The following is an 18,225-nucleotide window of genomic DNA, read 5'->3' on the forward strand; positions in this document are numbered from 1 at the left end:
TCCTTCTCTGACTTGCGGTTTGGGATCTACTTGGCGGCGCCGATGCCGCGCGGACCGCGCGACAGCGACACCACACCGGACTGCACGATCTCACGGATGCCGTACGGCTCGAGCACCCGGAGCAACGCGTCGAGCTTCTCCTGGGTGCCGGTGGCCTCCACGGTCAGCGATTCGGTCGACACGTCGACCACCTTCGCGCGGAACAGGTTCACCGCCTCGATGACCTGACCACGGGTGGTCGCGTCGGCGCGCACCTTGATCAGCGCGAGTTCGCGCGCCACCGAGTTGACCTCGTCCTGTTCGACGATCTTGATCACGTTGATCAGCTTGTTGAGCTGTTTGGTGATCTGCTCGAGCGGCGCCTCGTCGGCGCTGACGACGATCGTCATCCGGGACATGTCCTTCTGCTCCGTCGCGCCGACGGCCAGGGACTGGATGTTGAAGCCGCGCCGCGAGAACAGCGCTGCGACACGGGCCAGGACACCGGGCTTGTCCTCGACGAGCACCGACAGCGTGTGGGTGCGGACGTTCTCTGCGCCGGCCATCAGGCGTGCCCCTCGTCGTTGTCGTCGAACAGTGGTCGGATGTCGCGGGCGGCCATGATCTCGTCGTTGCCGGTGCCGGCGGCGACCATCGGCCACACCTGCGCATCGGCGCCGACGGTGAAGTCGATCACCACCGGGCGGTCGTTGATGGCCTGGGCCTGCTTGATGACCTCGACGACGTCTTCCTCACGCTCACAACGCAATCCGACGCAGCCCAGGGCCTCGGCCAGCTTGACGAAGTCGGGGATGCGGCGGGAGTGGGTGGCCAGATCGGTCTGGCTGTACCGCTCTTCGTAGAACAGCGTCTGCCACTGGCGCACCATGCCGAGGTTGCCGTTGTTGATCAGCGCGACCTTGATCGGGATGCCCTCGATCGCGCAGGTCGCCAGTTCCTGGTTGGTCATCTGGAAGCAGCCGTCGCCGTCGATCGCCCACACCTCGGTGTCCGGGCGGCCCATCTTGGCGCCCATCGCCGCAGGCACGGCGAAGCCCATGGTGCCCAGACCGCCGGAGTTCAGCCACGTCTTGGGCTTCTCATAGGAGATGAACTGCGCCGCCCACATCTGGTGCTGTCCGACGCCGGCCACGTAGATCGCGTCCGGCCCGGCCAGCTTGCCCAGCGACTCGATGACGTACTCGGGCGAGAGGCTGCCGTCGCTCTGCGGGCCGTAGCTCAGCGGGTAGGTCGACTGCACCTCGCGCAGGTACGACCACCACGAGTCGATGTTGATCGACTCGACGGCGTTGTCGCGGCGCAGCACCTCGATCAGTTCGGTGATCACGGCCTTCACATCACCCACGATCGGCACGTCGGCGTGGCGGTTCTTGCCGATCTCGGCGGGGTCGATGTCGGCGTGGATCACCTTGGCGTCCGGGGCGAACGAATCCAGCTTGCCGGTCACCCGGTCGTCGAAGCGGGTGCCCAGCGCGATGAGCAGGTCGCTGCGCTGCAGGGCGGCCACGGCCGAGACGGTGCCGTGCATACCGGGCATGCCCAGGTTCTGCGAGTGGCTGTCCGGGAACGCGCCGCGCGCCATCAGCGTGGTCACCACCGGGATACCGGTCAGCTCGGCCAGTTCGAGCAGCTGCTCGCTGGCCTCGCCGCGGATGACGCCGCCGCCGACGTAGAGCACCGGTTTGCGGGCCGCGGCGATCAGCTTCGCGGCCTCCCGGATCTGCCGGTTGTGCGGTTTGGTGTTCGGCTTGTAGCCGGGCAGGTCGATCTGCGGGGGCCAGCTGAACGTGCACTGCCCCTGCAGGATGTCCTTCGGGATGTCGACGAGCACCGCGCCGGGCCGCCCGGTGGAGGCGATGTGGAACGCCTCGGCCAGGGCACGCGGGATCTCGTCGCCGTTGCGCACCAGGAAGTTGTGCTTGGTGATCGGCATCGTGATGCCCGAGATGTCGGCTTCCTGGAACGCGTCGGTGCCGATCAGCCCGCGTCCGACCTGCCCGGTGATCGCGACCACGGGGATCGAGTCCATCTGGGCATCGGCCAACGGGGTGACCAGGTTGGTGGCGCCGGGCCCCGAGGTCGCCATCATGACGCCGACCTTGCCGGTGGCGTGCGCGTAGCCGCTGGCGGCGTGGCCGGCGCCCTGCTCGTGGCGCACCAGCACGTGGCGCAACTTGCGCGAATCGAATAGCGGGTCATAGACCGGCAGGACGGCGCCGCCCGGGATGCCGAAGATGGTGTCGACGTCGAGCTCCTCGAGCGACCGGATCACCGCCTGGGCTCCGGTCATCTGTTCCGGCGCCAGGGTGCGGGGCCGGACCGTCTTCGGGGTGGTCGACTGGACGGCCGACACGGCCTGCTCGCTCTCAGGCGGGGTGGGCCGGTGCGGTGGTCGCGTGGTCGGTGCGCTCACGGTGTCCTCTTGTCGTTTCTTCCTGGTGGAGTGGACGCGTTCTCGGGCAAGAAAAAACCCCCGACAGCGGGCTGCTGTTCGAGGGTGGCGCGTCGATGCTGGTGGCTATGCCCGGCAGAGGGCCAGCGCGGCATCAACGCGCCAACCAATTACTACGAGCATGCCAGGGGTCTGCATAACACTCGACGGTAGCCTCCGCACTGGTCACTGGTCAAATTGCGGTCATGGGTGACGAAGGTGGTCGCGAGCGGTGCCAGAATTGGTGGGGTGAGCTCTTCTGACGCGTCGGCCCGCACCGCTCCGGTGGTCATCCGGATCCCGCGGACGGCACATCTGGCCGTCGGCTTCTTCACCCTCGGATTGATGTCGATCGTGCTGGCCAACCCGCGCTGGTTCGCTCCGCTGCTCGTGATCCCCGTGCTGGCGTCACTGCTCGTCATGCGGCTACGGACCGTCGCCGACCGCGACACCGTCACCGCCCGCACCCTGCTGGGCAGCCAGACGGTGGCGTGGGACGACATCGAGGGTCTGAAGTTCAGCAAGGCGAACTGGGCGCGCGCGACCCGCAGCGACGGCTCCGAGCTGCGGCTGCCCGCGGTGACCTTCGCCACCCTGCCGCAGTTGACCGCGGCCAGCGGCGGACGGGTGCCCAACCCGTACGCGTGAGGCGTACGGCTACGCCAGGGGATTGGCGCCGTTGAGCAGCACCCACATCGCGACACCCAGCCCGATCCCGAGCAGCAGCGCGACGAACGACCCGACGAACGGGCGGCGTGCCCAGCCTCGGCCCGCGTCGAATCCGTAGCGTCCGGGGCCGGTCAGGATCAGCGCGGCGGCGACCACGATCAACGTCACCTGGAATTCGAAGCCGCCGGGCAGGAAGAACGGGAACCCCTCGGACTGGCCCGCCACACCGGCCAGCAGCGCGTTGATCAGGTAGGCCAGCGCGATCGCCGCCGCGACCGGCGTGAACAGCCCGAGCACCAGCAGCACCCCGGCGCCGATCTGGGCGACGGCGCCGACATAGGTGAGGATCTTCGCGTGCTGGTAGCCGACCTCGGCCAGCGACTCCTGGAAGCCGCCCAGACCCGGGCCGCCCCACCAGCCGAACGCCTTCTGCAGGCCGTGGCCCACGAGCAGGACGCCGAGGCCGACGCGCAGGAGCATCAGACCCAGATCCTGGGTGCCGCGCCGGCGCGCCGCCCTGACGTGTTCGTCGTTGGCGTCGGGACCGATCTCGGTCGGCTCCGCCCCGTACGGCATCATCGGGTGGCTGGGAGCGGGCTGCACGTACGGCAACGGCTCGGGATCGTTCATCAGCCCGAACGCCGGAGGGGCCGGAGCACCCTTGTCCGAGTCGTAACGCGGGATCGCTGTGGTCTCGAAATCTCCGCCGTAGGTCGACGACGGCAGATCGTCTTCGGGGTCGACCAGGCTTGCCGAGGTCGGCCGGGCCGGATCGTCGGGCCGTTGCCAGGTGCGCGCGTCCTGGGGGTGACTGGTCACGCCTGCCAGGGTAAGTGCTGATCATCGCGGAATCGTGTATTTACCACGGCGCTTCTACCGTTGTCTTCGGGGTGTGCGCCGCGACCGGCGTGGCGCGTCCGCGCCGAGAATCCGTAACCTGGCCAGCATGAGAACGCGCCGTCCGCTCACGGGTGTGGCAGCTCTGCTGTGCGTCACGGTGCTGTTCGGGTCGGCCTGCGCGCGGTTCGACGCCGCCCAGTCGCAGCCGTTCACCACGGAACCGGAGCTGCGTCCCGGCCCGACGTCGTCGGAACCGCCGCCCCCTCCCCTGCCCGCCAAACCGTTTCCCAAGGCGTGTCCGGCGCCCGGGGTGATGCAGGGCTGCCTGGAGAGCACAAGCGGGTTGATCATGCTGCCGGACAGCCAGTCCGCGCTGGTCGCCGAGCGCACCACCGGCGCGGTCAAAGAGGTGTCGGTGCGCGCCGAACCGAAGGTGAAGACGACGATCCCGGTGGACCCGTCCGGCGACGGCGGGCTGATGGACATCGTGTTGTCGCCCACCTACACCCAGGACCGGCTGATGTACGCCTACGTCAGCACGCCGACCGACAACCGGGTGGTGCGCATCGCCGACGGCGATGTGCCCAAGCCGATCCTGACCGGCATTCCGAAGGGCGGCACCGGCAACACCGGTGCGTTGATCTTCACCAGCCCCACCACACTGCTGGTGCAGACCGGGGACGCCGGTGACCCGGCGGCCGCCGCCGATCCGGCCTCGCAGGCGGGCAAGGTGCTGCGCATCGAGCAGCCCACGACGGTCAACCAGGCGCCGACCACCACCGCGATGAGCGGGCTGGGCCCGGGCGGTGGCATGTGCATCGACCCGTCCGACGGTGCGCTCTACGTCACCGACCGCACGCCCACCGCCGACCGGCTGCAGAAGATGACGAAGGACTCGAAGATCTCGACGGTGTGGACGTGGCCCGATCGGCCGGGTGTCGCCGGCTGCGCCGCGCTGGACGGCACCGTGCTGGTCAACCTCGTCAACACCAAACAGACCGTCGCGGTGCGGCAGGCGCCGGACACCGGCGCGGTGACCGGCCAGCCCGAGGTGATCCGCCAGGACACCCGCGGGCACGCCTGGGCGCTGGCGCTGTCGGCGGACGGCAACGTGTGGGGTGCCACCGTGAACAAGACTGCGGGCGACGCCGAGCGCCTCGACGACGTGGTCTTCCCCCTCTTCCCGCAGGGCGGCGGGTTCCCGCGCAGCAACGCCGACAACACCTAGGGAAACCACCGGGTGACGGCCACGCCGGCCGTAATGTGATTCTCGAATGTGAGAAGCGCACTCTCGGTGGAGGTGGTTGGTGACAGGACGCTGTGTGGACCGGGTGGCTCTGGTGACCGGCAGCAGCCGGGGCCTCGGCGCGGCGATCGCCACCCGACTGGCCGCCGAAGGGGCCACCGTCGTGCTGACGGCGCGCACCATGGAGCCCGACCCGAAATACCAGGGATCGCTGCGGCAGACGCGCGACGAGATACTCGCCGCGGGCGGCTCGGCGGTCGCCGTCCCCGCCGACCTGTCCCAGCCCGACGAGCGCGAGCAGCTGTTCGCGGAGGTGTGCGACTCCGTGGGTCCGCCGGACATCCTCGTCAACAACGCCGCGGTGACGTTTCTCCGGGGGCTGGACGGCTTCCCCGACAAGCGGGTCCGGCTGATGGTGGAGATGCATCTGCTCGCCCCGCTGCATCTGAGCCAGTTCGTGATCCCCGCCATGCGTGAGCGCGGCCGCGGCTGGATCCTCAACGTGACGTCGGTGGGCGGCGATCTGCCGCCCGGTCCCCCGTTCTCCGAGTTCGACCGCACCGCCGGGTTCGGCGTCTACGGCACCGTGAAGGCCGCGCTCAACCGGTTGACCAAAAGCCTTGCAGCCGAACTATTCGATGACGGTATCGCCGTCAACGCCGCAGCACCCACCAACCCCGTGGCCACGCCCGGCGCCGGCACGCTCGATCTGGCCAAGACCGACACCGAGGACATCGGCCTCATCGCTGAGACGGCGTTGCTCCTGTGCACCGGCGACCCGGCGACGATGACCGGACGGATCGCCCACACCCAGTCATTCCTTCGCGAGGTCGGCCGGCTGAGTGAGTGACCTCGACGTCGAGGCCTTGAGCACGCGGTTGGCGACGCTCGGCATCTCCGACGTCCAGCCGCTCGCCGGTGGTGCGTCGAGCCTGACCTTTCGGGCGAGCCAGGGCATGCGGCCGGTCGTGGTGAAAGTGGCTCCGCCCGGCCATGATCCGGTCGGTCACCGCGACGTCCTGCGGCAGGCCCGGATCATCGAGGCGCTGGCGGCGACGGACGTGCCGGTTCCCGAGGTGCTGGGGACGGACCGCGGCGCACCACCCGAGGTGCCCCCGCTGTTCGTGATGTCACTGGCCGAGGGCGAGGCGTTCGAGCCGCTGTTCGATGCGGCTGCCGCCCCACATGACTCGGTGCCGGATAGGTACCGGAGTGCGGCGCGGGTGATGGCCGCGCTGCATCGCGTCACACCGGCCGAGCTGGGGCTGACCGGCGAGCCGATCGGGGATGCCTGCGCGGAGGTGGACCGCTGGTCGGCCACCCTGCAGACCGTCGACCCGCACCTGGTTCCCGATTGGGGTCGCGTCCGGGACGCCCTTCGAGCCTCGGCTCCCGCGCCCGTGCGGGCCAGCGTGGTGCACGGCGACTTCCGGCTCGGCAACCTCGTGGCGCGCGGGGCGCGGATCACGGCGGTGATCGACTGGGAGATCTGGTCGGTCGGCGATCCGCGGGTGGACGCCGGCTGGTTTCTCGTCAACGCCGATCCGGCCACCTACCGCAGGCCGAGCCCGTACGTCGAGGTGGTGCCGCCGATCGCCGAACTGGCCGCCTGCTACACCGACGCGGTCGGCGCCGCCGTGCCCGACCTGAGGTGGTTCATGGCGCTGGCGTGCTTCAAGTCGGCGGCCACCTGGTCGCTGATCGTCAAACACAATCGCCGAAGGTCCCGTCCCCGCGCGGAACTCGAGGAGATGGCGTCCGCACTGCCCGGCCTGCTCAGGCGGGCAACGGATCTGCTCGGGTGACTCAGCGCGTGCGCGGGACCCCGGCCAGCCGGTCGGCGAACTTCTCCTCCGCCTCCGCACGCAGCCGCAGGAGATGCTCGGACGGGAAGACGTCCGGGGCGGGTGCGACATCGGCGAGCAGCAGGCGGGCCAACGTCACCTTGTGCACCTCGGTCGGCCCGTCGGCGAGCCCGAGGACGAATGACTCGGTGAGGTACCGCACGAACGGCATCTCGTGGGACGTCCCGAGTGAACCGTGGATCTGCAACGCCCGGGCGGATACGTCGTGCAGCACCTTCTGCATCATCGCCTTGACGGCCGAGATGTCGGCGCGCACCGCCTTGTAGTCGTTGTACTGGTCGATCTTCCACGCGGTCTGCAGGGTCAGCAGCCGGAACGCCTCGATCTCCATCCACGAGTCCGCCACCATCTGCTGGACCATCTGCTTGTCGGAGAGCATGCCGCCCTGGGTGTACCGCGACACCGCCCGCTCCCGGATCATGTCGAAGATCCGGCGCACCAGGCCGACCGTGCGCATCGCGTGGTGGATGCGGCCGCCGCCGAGGCGGGTCTGGGCCACCACGAACGCCCCTCCACGCGGCCCCAGCATGTGGTCGGCGGGCACGCGCACGTTCTCATACCGCACGTAACCCTCACGCCCACCGCCGTCGAGTGGCTGGTAGCCCAGTCCGACATCGCGCACGACGTTCACGCCGGGCGTGCCACCGGGCACGACGAACATCGAATACCGCTGATACGGAGGGGCATCCGGATCCGTCATCGCCATCACGATGATGAAGGACGCCATCGACGCGAACGACGAATACCACTTCTCGCCCTTGATCACCCAGTGGTCGCCGTCCTCGACGGCGGTCGTGGTGAAGACCTTCGGGTCCGCCCCGCCGTGTGGTTCGGTCATCGAGAAACACGACACGATCCGGTTGTCCAGCAACGGCTCGAGGTAACGCTGCTTCAGCTCGGGAGTGCCGTAGTGCGCGAGGATCTCGCTGTTGCCGGAGTCAGGCGCCTGCGAGCCGAACACGATGGGCGCACACTCGGACCGGCCCAGGATCTCGTTGAGCAGCGCCAGCTTCACCTGGCCGTAGCCCGGCCCACCGAGGTGTGGACCGAGATGGGTGGCCCACAGCCCGCGGTCCTTGACGATCTGCTGCAGTGGTGGGATCAGTGCCTGACGCACCGGATCGTTGAGGTCGTGCGACTCCGCGACGATGAGATCGATGGGTTCGCACTCCGAGCGGACGAACCCGTCGACCCACGCCAGTTGCTCGTCCCACTCGGGGTCGGTCGAGAAATCCCATGCCATCGACGAGTCCCCTCACGTTCGCTTCGCGGTCCACGGTTGCCGCCGCGCCGCCGCGTCATCGGTCGCATGCGATAGCACCTGATTGCGGTTCTCCAGCTCCAGCGCGGCGTCGAGGCTCGCGGCGTCGGTGTTCACGTGCAGCGCCCGTTTGGTCAACTGCACCCCGAACGGCGAGAGTCCGGCCACCAGCGCGGCGAGTTCGACCGCGCGGTCGACCAGGGCTCCGGAGCCCACCAGTTGGGACACCAGTCCGCGGCGGTCGGCCTCGTCGGCGGTGACCGTGCGGCCGGTCAGCATCCAGTCCGCCGCCACGCTCGTGCCGACGATGCGGGGCAGGTGGTAGCTCATGCCCATCTCGGCTCCGGACAACCCCAGCAGAATCGCGGCATTACCGAAAGAGGCTGCGGCCGAACAGATCCGAATATCGGCGGCCAGGCACAGCGCGAGCCCGGCGCCCACACACGGACCGTTGACGGCGGCGATCACCGGTTGGGGCAGCGCCCGCAGCGCCTGCGGCAGGGCCGCCATCGTCTCCTGGAAACGCATCCGGTCCAGGGCGGGCGCATCCGCCTCGAGCATGCCGGGCCCGAAGTCGCGCACGTCGATGCCCGAACAGAACCCGCGTCCGGCGCCGGTGAGCACGACCGCGTGCGTGCCGGTGTCGGTGCGCAGCGCGGCCAGGGTGGCGGCCAGTTCGCGCACCATCACCTCGTTCAGCGCGTTGAGGCGTTCGGGCCGGTTGAGGGTGAGTACAGCGACACCCGCGCAGGGGGTCGTCATGGTGACGGGGGCGGCCACCGTCAGATCCGCTCGACGATCGTGGCGGTGCCCATACCGCCGCCGGTGCACATGGTGACCAGTCCGGTGGTCAGGCCGCGGCGCTCCAGTTCGTCGAGCACCGTGCCGATCAGCATGGCGCCGGTGGCGCCGATCGGGTGCCCGAGCGCGATGGCCCCACCGTTGACGTTGACGCGGTCCGGGTCGAGGTCGAGGTCGCGAATGGTCTTGAGCGGCACGGCGGCGAACGCTTCGTTGACCTCCCACAGGTCGATGTCACCGGTGTGCATACCCGCCTTGGCCAGACACGCCTGGGCGGCCGGGCCGGGAGCGGTCAGCATGATGATCGGTTCGCTGCCGATCGCGGCCGTCGCGCGGATCCGGGCGCGGGGCGAGATCCCCTGTCGCCGTGACCATTCGGGTGAGGCGATCACCGCGGCGGCGGCACCGTCGACCACGCCGGACGAATTGCCCGCGTGGTGGACGTGGTCGATGCGCTCGACCTTCGGATAGCGGTCCAGGCAGATCTCGTCGAAGGTCAGGCTCTCGCCCTCGACACCGGCCGCTCCCATCGCGGCGAACGCGGGGCGCAGACCGGCGAGGGTCTCCACGGTGGTTCCCGGCCGGGGGTGCTCGTCATGGTCGAGCAGTGGGGTGCCATCGGTGTCGGTCACCGTGATGAGCGACCGGTCGAACCGGCCCTCGGCGATCGCCTCCTGCGCGCGCCGCTGGCTCTGTGCGGCGTAGGTGTCGACGTCCGCACGGGTGAAGCCCTCCAGCGACGCGATCAGATCGGCCGAGATGCCCTGCGGCACCGTCGGGTAGCGCTTCCGCAAAGCCGGGTTGGCGCCGTCGATCGTCGGCGCCCCGACCGTCACGTCCCATCTCGACATCGATTCCACACCGCCGGCCACCACGACGTCCTGCGCCCCGCTGGCCACACCGGCCGCAGCGACCGTGATGGCCTGCTGCCCGGACCCGCAGAACCGGTTGAGCGTCATCCCGGGAACCGTCTGCGGCCAGCCCGCCAGCAGCACCGACAAGCGGGCGATGTCGTCGCCGTGTTCCCCGGCCTGCAGACCGTTGCCCGCCACGACGTCGTCCACCTCGCCGGGGTCGAAACCGCAACGAGTGACCAGCGCCTCGAGGCACTGCGCGAACAGCTCCTGGGGATGGACACCGTGCAGGCCACCGCCGGGCCGGCCGCGGCCGCGCGGGGTGCGCACGGCGTCGAGAATCCACGCGTCCGTCATCGGGCAGCTCCCCTCGTCGCGAGCCGGCGGTAGAGGCGAGAATGCCTTTACGTGTGGCGAGAAGGCTATTCTCCGAAATCGCCGGGTGCAATACCGCCTCACCCCTAAGCTGGGCGAGTGCCCAGCGATACGACGGCGCCGCCGGTGCAGCCCGCGGCGTTCCTGCGCACCACGCTGCCGCTGGACCTGTCCGGCCTCGCCCACCTCGACAGCGGCCGCTACCACTCGATCTGGCTCCCCGACCACATGGTCAGTTTCTGGCCCGATTCGATCTGGACACCGGAGTTCACCGACCTGGCCCGAGCGTCTCCGTCCCCGCACCGCCACCTCGACGGGATGGCGGTGGCCGCCGCGGCCGCGGTGCTGACCGAGACGACCCCGCTGGCGACCGCCGTCGTGGACACCGTGCGCCGGCACCCCGCCTCTCTGGCGCAGTCCGCGTTGACCATCGACCACCTCGCCCGCGGACGTTTCATCCTTGGCCTGGGCAGTGGCGAGCGGGAGAACATCGTGCCCTACGGGTTCGGTTTCGACCGGCCCGTCAGCCGGTTCGAGGAGGCCCTTCGGGTCATCCGGCTGCTCTGGGAATCCGACAAGCCGGTCGACTTCGACGGGCAGTTCTACCGATTGCGGGAGGCGCGACTGGACACCGAACCCTACGGCGGCCGATTCCCGGAGATCTGGATCGGCGCCAGCGGACCCCGGATGCTCGACATCGCCGGCCGCCACGCCGACGGCTGGTGGCCGGCCGGCGCATGGACTCCGGAGCACTACGCCGACATGCTCGCCACTGTCCGCGGTGCGGCCGAGCGCGCCGGACGGGACCCGATGGCGATCACCCCCTGCTTCATCCAGATCTGTCTGATCGCCCGCGACGAGGCCGCACTGGCCGACATCGTGCAGGCCCCGCTGGTCAAGGCGCTTCTCCTGCAGGTATCGGCCGAGACGCTGTCGACGTTCGGGCACGACCACCCGCTCGGCGCGGACTGGCGCGGCTTCCACGACATCGACCCTGCGACGCTCACCCGTGACCGGATCCTCGACTTCCTCGACCGCGTGCATCCGGAGGCACTGCTGGCGGTTCTGCCCCACGGCACACCCCGCCAGGTCGCCCGCATCGTCAAGGACTACGTCGACGCGGGGCTGCGCGTCCCCAAGATCATGGACTACGGCGCGATGGCCGGCCTCTCCCACGCCGCCGCGTCCGCCGGCAACGTCCGCGAGGCCGAGGACGAACTGGTGCGGCTGTGCGGAGCACAGAACCATGAGTGAACGATTGGACGCCCGCGATCTGCTGGCGCGCGCCGAGACGGCCACCGGGCTGCACGACTACGGTGACCCGAGCCTGCCCGAACGGTTCGAGGTGGCGGTCGAGCATCTCAACGGCCTGGGCATGAACGCCGAAGGCATACAACGCGCGTCGGAGGTGTGCCACTGGCTGCTCACCTCGCGGCTGGAGTTCTTCGCCGACCGGCACCGCCACGCGGTCGCCGACGAGGTGATCGACCGGCCGATGTTCGTCACCGGTGAACCGCGTTCGGGCACAACGCTGATGCACGCCCTCATGTCGGTCGATCCCGACGCGCGCGCACTGCGGTTCTGGGAGGTGATGTATCCGTCACCGCCGCCGGGGCTGGCGGGTCCCGACGATCCGCGCCGCGCCCGCGCCGATGCGGACTGGCGCGAGATCAACGCCAGAATGCCCAAGTGGCTGCACAGCCATCCCTACAACGACATGCTCGGCGACGGCCTGCCCGAGGACGAGCGCACCTGGGCGTTCGATTTCCGGGTGATGACGCCGACGGCGTGGTGGCGGGTGCCGATGCAGACGGTGGTGGGCGGACTGCCGACCGATGCGGCGGCGCAGTACCGGATCCACCGGGCGATGTTGCAGCAGTGCCAGTATGGGAGGCCGCGAAAGTACTGGGTGTGCAAGGGGTTCCACGGGTTTCGGCTCGACGAGTTCTTCGCGGCCTATCCGGACGCCCACCTGCTGTGGCTGCATCGCGATCCGGTTCAGGTCGCCGCCTCGCGCACGATGATGATGGCCGACATCCTCGAGGGCATCGTGGGCCCCATCGACCTCGCGGCCGCGGCGAAGATGCATCTCGACCTCACCCGGGCGAGCATCGCCAACACGATGAGCCATCCCCTGGTCGGCGACCCCCGGGTGCACCATGTGCGATACACCGATTTCATCGCCGACCAGGTGGGCACCGTGCGGAGCTTCTACGCCTCCTGCGGACGCGAACTGTCCGGCGCCGCCGAGTCGGCGATGCGCCGCTACCTGGCCGACAACCGCGGCGACCGGTACGGCAAGTTCCGCTACTCCACGTCGCTTCTCACCGACATCGGTGAGGACATCGATGCGCTGAACGAGGAGTTCCGGCCGTTCCGCGAGCGGTTCGGGGTGTCCATCGAGAAGCGGAGCTGAGGTCCGGTGACGCTCGAGCGGATGTCGGTGCACAGCGTGACGTTCTACGGCGCCGCGCTCGGCGAATTGCACACCCACTGGACGGCGCTGGGCCTGAACCGGTTGAGCCTCATCGACTTCCAGCTGTCCGACCCGGCGCTGGCGCCGCTGCTCGACGCGCACGGATACCGCATCGACGCCGTCTACCATCTGTTCGGCGCGGGCCGGGTGCCCGCCGCGGCCGACGACATCGCCGCCGCGCGGGACACTCTGAACCGGCTCATCGACACGGCGGCCGGCGTGGACGCGCGGATGGTCTACATGCTCACCGGCGGACGGGGGCCGCTGTCCTGGCGGGAGGGTGCCGACCGGTTCTGCGCCGCGGTGGCGCCGTGCGTGGCACGCGCCCGCGACGCCGGTGTCGCGCTGGCGATCGAGAACGCGTCGAGCCTGTACGCCGACATCCACATCGCGCACTCGCTGCGCGACACGATCATGCTGGCCGAGATGGCGGGGCTGGGCATCTGCATCGACCTCTTCCACTGCTGGGCCGAGGCTGAACTGCCGGCACTGATCGAACGCGCACTGCCCCGCACCGAACACGTGCAGCTGAGCGACTATGTGCTCGGCGACCGCGCACTGCCCGCACGCGCGGTGCCCGGTGACGGCGCCATCCCCGTCGAGTCGTTCGTCGCCCAGGTCCTCGCCGGCGGGTATGCACACGGTGTCGATCTGGAACTCATCGGGCCGCGGATCGATGCGGAGGGGCGCGCGGCCGCGGCCCGGCGCGCATGCGACGTCATCGGCCCGATGCTCGACCGGCTCGGTGCGTGATGGCGTTCGGTGACGGCGACGACGACGCCACACTGCACGCGGCGTGGTCGGCGTTCTGCGCCCGGCTCGAAGCAGCAGGCGCACAGGCCTACAAGGACCACAACGCCACCTCGGGACGACAACGCGCCGACGCACTGCGATTCCTGACCCAGAACCTCGGGCAGGCATTCGACCTCGCACTGGAGACCGCCGACACGCGGTATCCGGTGGTGCACGCCTTCTGCACGCCGCTGCGCAAACTGGGCGGTGACTGCGCGGACTTCACCTACCACCAGGCCTGGATCGACGGTGCGCACACCTACCGCATCACCGGAAACCGCGGCACCGCACCGTTTCTCAACATCACCGTGCAGGGGCCCCGGCAGACCGGCCCAGGCGTGCTGCACGAGCCGTTCGGAGACGTGCCGGAGGCCAACCTGTTCGGCCACCAGCTGACGGCCGGGCCGGACGGCGACTTCGAGTTGAATGTCGGAGGGCCGCAACGCGATCCGAACTGGCTGCCGACGACGCCCGAGTCCCGCAAACTGTTCATTCGCCAGGGTTTCGACGGGTGGGACGAGCGCCCTGCCGAGCTGCGGATCGAGCGGGTGGACATGGCCTCACCGCGGCCGCTGCCCACGCCCGCAGACATGGTGCGAGCGATCGAATGGGCCGGCGACTTCGTCGAGGGCGTGATGCGCGACTGGCCGGATCACCCGTTCGGCTACGGCGGTGTCGATCCCGGGCGGCCCAACCGGTTTCCCCCGGCCGACCGCGTCGCCGGTGACGACAAACGCGGACGTGCGGCGGCGAACATGTACTGGGAACTCGAGGCCGACGAGGCGCTGGTCATCGAGTTCGACGCGCACGAGGGGCTGTGGAACCTGACCAACATGGGCGTGTTCTTCACCAGCATGGACTACCTGTACCGCCCGGTGAGCTACACGCCGAGCAGGACCGTGATCGACGGGGACGGGAAGATCCGCGTGGTGCTGGCCCACGACGACCCGGGGTGCCACAACTGGCTCGACACGCAGGGTTTCAGCCGCGGCAACGTGACCTACCGTCACCTGCTCGCCGGCGAACCCGTCGCCCTGCGAACCCGCGTCGTGAGCCGGGCCGAGCTCGCCGAGGTCCTACCCCCGGACACCGTGACCGTCACCGCGGAGCAACGCAGCGCCCAGATGTGGGCCCGGTTCAACGGCGTCCGGCTGCGGCACCGGATGTGAGCGCGGTCAGCCGCAGGCGGCGAGCACCAGTTCGCGCACCCGCGCCGCGTCGGCCTGACCCTTGGTCGCCTTCATCACGGCACCGACGATGGCGCCCGCGGCCTGCACCTTGCCACCGCGGATCTTCTCGACGATGCCGGGATTGGCGGCCAGCGCCTCGTCGACCGCGGCCTGCAGCGCCGAATCGTCTCGCACCACTTCGAGTCCGCGGTCGGCCATCACCTGCGCGGGCTCACCCTCACCGGCCAGCACGCCCTCGACGACCTGGCGGGCCAGCTTGTTCGACAGCTTTCCGCTGTCGACCAGTTCGACCACCGCCGCCACCTGCGCCGGGGTGATGGGCAGCGCGTCGAGTTCCACGCCGAGTTCATTGGCCTTCTGCACCAGGAAGTTCCCCCACCAGGCGCGGGCGGCCTCACTGGAGGCGCCGTGTTCGACGGTCGCGGCCACGAGGTCGATCGCCCCGTTGTTGACCAGGTCGCGCATCACCTCGTCGGAGATACCCCACTCCTGCTGGATTCGCTTGCGCGCCAGCCACGGCAGCTCGGGCAGCGTCTGACGCAGCCGCTCGACGAGCTCGGCGTCCGGCGCGACAGGTTCGAGATCCGGTTCCGGGAAGTAGCGGTAGTCCTCCGCGGTCTCCTTGCTGCGTCCCGGCGAGGTGTACCCATCCTCGTGGAAGTGCCGCGTCTCCTGGGTGATCGTGCCACCGGCGGTCAGCACCGCGGCCTGGCGGCGCATCTCGTAGCGGACAGCCACCTCGACGCTCTTGAGCGAGTTGACGTTCTTGGTCTCGGTGCGCGTGCCGAACTCGGCCTGCCCGACGGGTTTGAGCGACACGTTCGCATCGCAGCGCATCGATCCCTGATCCATGCGCACATCGGACACCCCGAGCGCTCGCAGCAGGTCGCGCAGCGCCGTGACGTAGGCGCGGGCGATCTCCGGGGCGCGCGCGCCGGCACCCTCGATCGGCCGGGTGACGATCTCGATCAACGGCACACCGGCGCGGTTGTAGTCGGCCAGCGAGTTCGTCGCGCCCGAGATGCGCCCTGTGTCGCTGCCCAAGTGGGTCAGCTTGCCCGTGTCCTCCTCCATGTGGGCCCGTTCGATCTCCACCCGCCAGGTGGTGCCGTCGTCGAGCGGCACGTCGAGGTACCCGTTGATCGCGATCGGTTCGTCGTACTGCGAGATCTGGTAGTTCTTCGGCTGGTCCGGATAGAAGTAGTTCTTCCGGGCGAACCGGCACCACGGCACGATCTCGCAGTTGAGCGCCAAGCCGATGCGGATCGCCGATTCGACGGCCTCCTGGTTGAGTACGGGCAGCGAACCGGGCAGCCCCAGACACACGGGGCACACCTGCGTGTTGGGTTCGGCGCCGAACGCGTTGGCGCAGCCGCAGAACATCTTGGTCGCCGTCGACAGTTCGACGTGCACCTCCATGCCCATCACCGGTTCGAAGCGCGCCACGACCTCGTCGTAGTCGAGAAGGTCTGCCACCGAAGTCGCCGTCATGAGCTCGATCCTAGTTGCGGCCCCACCGGCCCCGCCGGTCCCCGGCCCGGGGACGCCTCCGGGCGCCCGCGAGCGTGGACACATTGCGGCCCGCATGGTGACGAAGGCCGCACGGCGCCGCAATGGTCGCTGGTCGCCGTAGTTAGCAAGCCCGGCTAAAGTTATCGTCAAGATCAAAGATCGGGGTCATGGATGCAGCTCAGTCGGGGTGTTGGCAAGGTCGCCGCAGCGGCGGCCGTCGGGTCGGCGGCGATGTTCGGCGGGACGTTCGCGGCACCGGTCGCGGCCGCCCAGCCGTGTCCGGACGTCGAGGTGATCTTCGCGCGCGGCACCACCGAGGCGCCCGGCGTGGGATGGGTCGGGCAGGCTTTCGTCGACTCGCTGCAGAAGCAGTTGGGCGACAAGTCGGTGAACGTCTATCCGGTCGCCTATCCGGCGAGCCCGGACTGGCCACGCGCCGCCGACGGCGTCATCGACACGAGCAACCGCGTCCGCGACATGGTCAACACCTGTCCTGACTCGAAGATGGTGCTCGGCGGCTACTCGCAGGGCGCGGCGGTCATGGGCTACGTCACCGCCGACGAGATCCCGCCGGGCTACATCCCCCCGGTCGGCATCACCGGACCGATGGCCCCGGAGATCGCCGACCACGTGGCCGCCGTCGTGCTGTTCGGTCAGCCGTCGACGCGATTTCTCGACGCGATCAGCGCACCGCCGATCACGATCGGCTCGCTGTATGCCGGCAAGACCCTCGAGCAGTGCATCCCGGATGATCCGATCTGCACCGACAACGGCGGAAACCTGTTCGCGCACAGCCAATACGGCGCCAACGGCATGATCGACCAGGCCGCCACCTACGCGGCGGACCGGGTCAGGGCCTGATCGTCAGCCGAAGAACTCGGCGGCGTCGTCGTAGCGGGTCTGCGGCACCAGTTTGAGTTGACGGGTGGCGTCGGCGAGCGACACCCGGCCGATCTCCTGCCCGCGCAGCGACACCATCATCCCGTACTCCCCCGCGTGGGCGGCGTCGGCGGCGTTCACACCGAAACGCGTCGCCAGCACGCGGTCGAACGGCGTCGGCGTGCCACCGCGCTGCACATGGCCGAGCACCGTCACCCGCACATCGCGGTTGACCCGCTTCTCCACCTCGATCGCCAACTGCTGGGCGACGCCGGTGAACTTCTCGTGGCCGAACTCGTCCATCCCGCCCTGGCGCAACTGCATGGTGCCCTCGGCGGGTTTCGCCCCCTCGGCGACGACGCAGATGAAGTGCGAATCCCCGCGCACGAACCGCTGTTTGACCAGCCGGCACACATCTTCGACGTCGAAGGGCTGTTCGGGGATCAACGTCATGTGCGCCCCGGAGGCCAGACCGGCGTTCAACGCGATCCAGCCGGCGTGGCGGCCCATCACCTCGACGAGCATCACCCGCTGATGGGACTCCGCGGTGGAGTGCAGCCGGTCGATGGCCTCACTGGCCACCGTCAGCGCGGTGTCGTGTCCGAAAGTGACGTCGGTGCAGTCGATGTCGTTGTCGATGGTCTTCGGCACCCCGACCACCGGCACGTTCTCCTCCGACAGCCAGTGCGCGGCGGTCAGCGTGCCCTCCCCGCCGATCGGGATCAGCACGTCGATGCCGTTGTCGTCGAGCGTCTGCTTGATCTGATCCAGCCCGGCGCGCAGCTTCTCCGGGTGCACGCGCGCGGTGCCGAGCACCGTGCCGCCCTTGGCGAGCAGCCGGTCGTTGCGGTCGTCGTTGCGCAACTGGATGCGACGGTTCTCCAGCAGACCGCGCCAGCCGTCCTGGAATCCCACGACCGACGAGCCGTAGCGCACATCGCAGGTGCGGACCACCGCCCTGATCACGGCGTTCAGGCCGGGACAGTCACCACCGCCGGTGAGAACTCCGATGCGCATAGACCCATTCTTCCTGT

17 protein-coding genes are annotated in these 18,225 nt (G+C 69.3%); 9 read left to right on the top strand and 8 right to left on the bottom strand.

Features of this window, described 5'->3' with window-relative positions:
- Positions 1-26: 26 nt before the first annotated feature.
- Positions 27-545 (bottom strand): acetolactate synthase small subunit, encoded by a 519-nt coding sequence (gene ilvN, locus G6N30_RS11830; RefSeq protein WP_134052978.1) that lies wholly within the window; start codon positions 543-545, stop codon positions 27-29.
- On the bottom strand, positions 545-2,413 hold the full coding sequence (locus tag G6N30_RS11835) for an acetolactate synthase large subunit (protein ID WP_134052980.1): 1,869 nt from the start codon (positions 2,411-2,413) through the stop codon (positions 545-547). Before G6N30_RS11835 ends, ilvN begins: the two co-directional genes overlap by 1 nt.
- A 267-nt stretch (positions 2,414-2,680) precedes the next feature.
- Here G6N30_RS11835 and G6N30_RS11840 point away from each other — a divergent pair, with 267 nt between their 5' ends.
- Positions 2,681-3,079: a PH domain-containing protein gene (locus G6N30_RS11840; protein WP_134052982.1), complete on the top strand. Its 399-nt coding sequence runs from the start codon at positions 2,681-2,683 to the stop codon at positions 3,077-3,079.
- A gap of 9 nt (positions 3,080-3,088) precedes the next feature.
- On the opposite strand, the gene G6N30_RS11845 is transcribed toward G6N30_RS11840, so the two are convergent.
- Positions 3,089-3,919: a DoxX family protein gene (locus tag G6N30_RS11845; protein WP_134052984.1), complete on the bottom strand. Its 831-nt coding sequence runs from the start codon at positions 3,917-3,919 to the stop codon at positions 3,089-3,091.
- Positions 3,920-4,046: 127 nt separating this feature from the next.
- Here G6N30_RS11845 and G6N30_RS11850 point away from each other — a divergent pair, with 127 nt between their 5' ends.
- From G6N30_RS11850 to G6N30_RS11860, 3 genes are all read left to right on the top strand, one after another.
- Positions 4,047-5,168, top strand: a complete 1,122-nt coding sequence (locus G6N30_RS11850) for a PQQ-dependent sugar dehydrogenase (protein WP_179965580.1) — start codon at positions 4,047-4,049, stop codon at positions 5,166-5,168.
- 79 nt (positions 5,169-5,247) lie between these two features.
- Complete coding sequence (locus G6N30_RS11855) at positions 5,248-6,036, top strand: SDR family NAD(P)-dependent oxidoreductase (RefSeq protein ID WP_134052986.1); 789 nt, start codon at positions 5,248-5,250, stop codon at positions 6,034-6,036.
- Positions 6,029-6,991: a phosphotransferase family protein gene (locus tag G6N30_RS11860; RefSeq protein ID WP_134052988.1), complete on the top strand. Its 963-nt coding sequence runs from the start codon at positions 6,029-6,031 to the stop codon at positions 6,989-6,991. The genes G6N30_RS11855 and G6N30_RS11860 overlap by 8 nt, the downstream gene beginning before the upstream one ends.
- A 1-nt stretch (position 6,992) precedes the next feature.
- Here G6N30_RS11860 and G6N30_RS11865 read toward each other — a convergent pair whose 3' ends face one another.
- The 3 genes from G6N30_RS11865 to G6N30_RS11875 are packed head-to-tail and all read right to left on the bottom strand — an operon-like array spanning position 6,993 to position 10,324.
- The gene (locus G6N30_RS11865) at positions 6,993-8,294 is read right to left on the bottom strand and encodes an acyl-CoA dehydrogenase family protein (protein ID WP_134052990.1); all 1,302 of its coding nucleotides are present in this window, start codon (positions 8,292-8,294) and stop codon (positions 6,993-6,995) included.
- Positions 8,295-8,306: 12 nt separating this feature from the next.
- On the bottom strand, positions 8,307-9,098 hold the full coding sequence (locus tag G6N30_RS11870) for an enoyl-CoA hydratase/isomerase family protein (protein WP_234880176.1): 792 nt from the start codon (positions 9,096-9,098) through the stop codon (positions 8,307-8,309).
- Positions 9,095-10,324, bottom strand: a complete 1,230-nt coding sequence (locus G6N30_RS11875; protein WP_134052994.1) for an acetyl-CoA C-acetyltransferase — start codon at positions 10,322-10,324, stop codon at positions 9,095-9,097. Before G6N30_RS11875 ends, G6N30_RS11870 begins: the two co-directional genes overlap by 4 nt.
- A 117-nt stretch (positions 10,325-10,441) precedes the next feature.
- Between G6N30_RS11875 and G6N30_RS11880 the strand changes: the two genes are divergently transcribed.
- Genes G6N30_RS11880 through G6N30_RS11895 form a run of 4 tightly spaced genes read left to right on the top strand, consistent with a single transcriptional unit; the run spans position 10,442 to position 14,779 of the window.
- Positions 10,442-11,596, top strand: coding sequence for an LLM class flavin-dependent oxidoreductase (locus tag G6N30_RS11880; protein ID WP_234880108.1), 1,155 nt, complete (start codon positions 10,442-10,444; stop codon positions 11,594-11,596).
- Positions 11,589-12,758 (top strand): sulfotransferase family protein, encoded by a 1,170-nt coding sequence (locus G6N30_RS11885; RefSeq protein WP_134052996.1) that lies wholly within the window; start codon positions 11,589-11,591, stop codon positions 12,756-12,758. The genes G6N30_RS11880 and G6N30_RS11885 overlap by 8 nt, the downstream gene beginning before the upstream one ends.
- Positions 12,759-12,779: 21 nt before the next feature.
- On the top strand, positions 12,780-13,571 hold the full coding sequence (locus G6N30_RS11890) for a sugar phosphate isomerase/epimerase family protein (protein ID WP_134055197.1): 792 nt from the start codon (positions 12,780-12,782) through the stop codon (positions 13,569-13,571).
- Positions 13,571-14,779, top strand: coding sequence for a DUF1214 domain-containing protein (locus G6N30_RS11895; RefSeq protein ID WP_134052998.1), 1,209 nt, complete (start codon positions 13,571-13,573; stop codon positions 14,777-14,779). The genes G6N30_RS11890 and G6N30_RS11895 overlap by 1 nt, the downstream gene beginning before the upstream one ends.
- A 6-nt stretch (positions 14,780-14,785) precedes the next feature.
- Here G6N30_RS11895 and gatB read toward each other — a convergent pair whose 3' ends face one another.
- On the bottom strand, positions 14,786-16,291 hold the full coding sequence (gatB, locus tag G6N30_RS11900) for an Asp-tRNA(Asn)/Glu-tRNA(Gln) amidotransferase subunit GatB (protein ID WP_134053000.1): 1,506 nt from the start codon (positions 16,289-16,291) through the stop codon (positions 14,786-14,788).
- Positions 16,292-16,483: 192 nt separating this feature from the next.
- Here gatB and G6N30_RS11905 point away from each other — a divergent pair, with 192 nt between their 5' ends.
- A complete protein-coding gene (locus tag G6N30_RS11905) occupies positions 16,484-17,173 on the top strand; it encodes a cutinase family protein (protein ID WP_163687533.1) in 690 nt (229 codons plus the stop codon).
- Positions 17,174-17,176: 3 nt separating this feature from the next.
- Here the strand turns inward: G6N30_RS11905 and G6N30_RS11910 are convergent, their stop codons facing one another.
- Positions 17,177-18,208 carry an ATP-dependent 6-phosphofructokinase gene (locus G6N30_RS11910; RefSeq protein WP_134053002.1) on the bottom strand — a complete coding sequence of 344 codons (1,032 nt, stop codon included), beginning with the start codon at positions 18,206-18,208 and terminating at the stop codon, positions 17,177-17,179.
- Positions 18,209-18,225: the final 17 nt, after the last annotated feature.

Source organism: Mycolicibacterium litorale, assembly GCF_010731695.1.
GTDB lineage: Bacteria > Actinomycetota > Actinomycetes > Mycobacteriales > Mycobacteriaceae > Mycobacterium > Mycobacterium litorale.

Excerpts from the sequence above, each read along its gene's own strand:
- ilvN (WP_134052978.1), bottom strand. The coding sequence starts at position 545 with ATGGCCGGCGCAGAGAACGTCCGCACCCACACGCTGTCGGTGCTCGTC.
- G6N30_RS11850 (WP_179965580.1), top strand. The coding sequence starts at position 4,047 with ATGAGAACGCGCCGTCCGCTCACGGGTGTGGCAGCTCTGCTGTGCGTC.
- G6N30_RS11865 (WP_134052990.1), bottom strand. The coding sequence starts at position 8,294 with ATGGCATGGGATTTCTCGACCGACCCCGAGTGGGACGAGCAACTGGCG.
- G6N30_RS11875 (WP_134052994.1), bottom strand. The coding sequence starts at position 10,324 with ATGACGGACGCGTGGATTCTCGACGCCGTGCGCACCCCGCGCGGCCGC.
- G6N30_RS11885 (WP_134052996.1), top strand. The coding sequence starts at position 11,589 with ATGAGTGAACGATTGGACGCCCGCGATCTGCTGGCGCGCGCCGAGACG.
- G6N30_RS11890 (WP_134055197.1), top strand. The coding sequence starts at position 12,780 with ATGTCGGTGCACAGCGTGACGTTCTACGGCGCCGCGCTCGGCGAATTG.
- G6N30_RS11895 (WP_134052998.1), top strand. The coding sequence starts at position 13,571 with ATGGCGTTCGGTGACGGCGACGACGACGCCACACTGCACGCGGCGTGG.
- gatB (WP_134053000.1), bottom strand. The coding sequence starts at position 16,291 with ATGACGGCGACTTCGGTGGCAGACCTTCTCGACTACGACGAGGTCGTG.
- G6N30_RS11905 (WP_163687533.1), top strand. The coding sequence starts at position 16,484 with ATGCAGCTCAGTCGGGGTGTTGGCAAGGTCGCCGCAGCGGCGGCCGTC.
- G6N30_RS11910 (WP_134053002.1), bottom strand. The coding sequence starts at position 18,208 with ATGCGCATCGGAGTTCTCACCGGCGGTGGTGACTGTCCCGGCCTGAAC.